Origin of the sequence: Microcystis sp. LE19-8.1F (assembly GCF_027531715.1) — a bacterium.
Taxonomy (GTDB): domain Bacteria; phylum Cyanobacteriota; class Cyanobacteriia; order Cyanobacteriales; family Microcystaceae; genus Microcystis; species Microcystis wesenbergii_A.
Map to the genome: position 1 here is coordinate 1 of NZ_JAPZSO010000024.1, position 1,882 is coordinate 1,882.

The 1,882-nt window shown below is 37.0% G+C and carries 2 protein-coding genes and 1 pseudogene; 1 reads left to right on the forward strand and 2 read right to left on the reverse strand.

Annotated features, from left to right (window positions below):
- Positions 1-229: 229 nt before the first annotated feature.
- Entirely contained in the window at positions 230-568 is a 339-nt protein-coding gene (locus tag O9334_RS02980) for a hypothetical protein (RefSeq protein ID WP_287999252.1), read from the reverse strand.
- A gap of 165 nt (positions 569-733) precedes the next feature.
- Here O9334_RS02980 and O9334_RS02985 point away from each other — a divergent pair.
- Positions 734-969 (forward strand): annotated as a pseudogene (locus O9334_RS02985) (ISKra4 family transposase); the annotation flags it as partial.
- 318 nt (positions 970-1,287) lie between these two features.
- Here O9334_RS02985 and O9334_RS02990 read toward each other — a convergent pair.
- Positions 1,288-1,882, reverse strand: a 595-nt coding sequence (locus tag O9334_RS02990; protein WP_502846536.1) for a glycosyltransferase family protein, incomplete at its 5' end; no start/stop codon positions are given.

Here is a 1,882-nt window from a genome sequence, read left to right on the forward strand (position 1 = left end):
ATCAGAAGGTAGTTCATCTTCGGTCGGTGGTAGCTTGATCCCCAGTGGGTTAGCTGCAATTAGGAGGGTTTCTTGAGCCATTGGTTGGTTGGGGTGAACAACTGATACCACTTTCTTATCATAAACTATTGTCAATGTCAACCCAATTGCGCTCTCAATTGGGTTGACAAGCGCTCGGCTCGTTTTAGGCTATATGATTTTGTCAAGATTCTCTCACTTTATTACAATTCTAATCTTTTACGTAAATCTGACAATTTTTCAGGATACGGTCATCTATGTTTTTCTCTGACTCTACAAGTTGATAATTATTCTCATAGAGTAATTCTAAAAAAGTGCCATGAAGATTTTCTTTTATGATAGGTACATTTATGGGACATAGGGTGACAATTGGATTAAATTTCTTGAGAGCATAAGTAAAACGGGACTGAAAAGAATTGTCCCCAGATAAAATAGAAGTTATCTCGGGATAGAACAATACTTTTCTGTTTTTATCAAGATAATAATAGGATTCAAATGAATCTGAAAGGAGAATTGATGGGCGGTTTAATTGCTTTTCTAATCTAGCCACTCTCTCAGACAAGCCTTACAATGGGAGCATCTCACTTGTGCAATGAGTATTAATGCTTATAGCCGTCAAAAACTAGAAAATCTTGAACTTGATCAAAAAGAGAAATGAGATTATAATAGTGATAACCTACGATTCAGAATATATCTCGATGGCAGGAACAATCCAATGTTATCAGAAAATGAAAAAAGAATTCAAGAGTTATCCCGAGAGTTAGGAGCGTGTCTCTAGGAGCAATCCCAAATTAAGAAATTTAATAACTTGGGAGAAATAGAGGAGACTGTCAGAGATTTAATGATCAAGTATGTTAACCCAGAAATCGTTCTTTTTTTATCAAAATAAGTATAGAAGAAACCGCCAGCCGGACGAGAAGAGTAAAAAGTATTTTGGGTGAATTACCAATGATGGTTATTTTAAAGGGAATTTCCATTGGTTCTGGCTCCAGGTCATCTCAAGTCAAACAAATTGGTTTTCTTGTTAGAATTGCTAGTGCAATGTGGAATTCTGGCAATGTACCGCCAGTCTTTCGTCATTGCTGGGCCTATCTGAATGGTTCTCTTTTTTAACTTTTTTATTTACCTCGTTAAGCATTCTTACTTGATGCAAATGTGAGATGCTCCGCCTACAAATTCTTCGATTAAAGACTCTCAGGAAATTTGCATTCTCACCACTATTAGACCATTTGTCCTGGAAGATGAGGTTAGCATAACAAACACAGTCACTCACTCAAAGTTAATCCGTTCTCGTTCGACAACTAAAGGCCTTTTTAAAATTCTCATGTGCATTAATCCGATATATTCCCCAATAATGCCGATAAAAAATAGTTGCACAGAAGCGAGTAAAAATAGTCCGACCATGATTGGTGCGGTTCCTAAAGGAAAATAATCCCAGAACAACAATTTGGCGATTAAATAACCTAACGCCACTAGCAGACTCAAGAGGGACAAAGCAAAGCCTAAAATGGTGGCCAGTCTGAGGGGAACTTGGGAGTGACTGGTAATACCCAGCATCGCCTCGCTATAGTATCGATAGAAGTTATAACTACTTATACCCCGTTTTCGCCGTTGTTGTTGATACTCAAAAGAGAAACTTTCAAAACCTAACTCTTCAATGAGTCCCCTAAAATAGGGATAGGGATCGTTAATCTCTCGTAGAACATTGATGACTTTGCGATCGTATAACCCGAAACCTGTAAAATTTCTAGTAACTTTTATATCCGAAAGATTGTCCATTAAATAATAAAAAATTTGTCTAGCGAAATAGAAAAAAGCTCCTTCTTTCATCGGAGTTTTAACCGCTTTAACAACTTTATAGCCT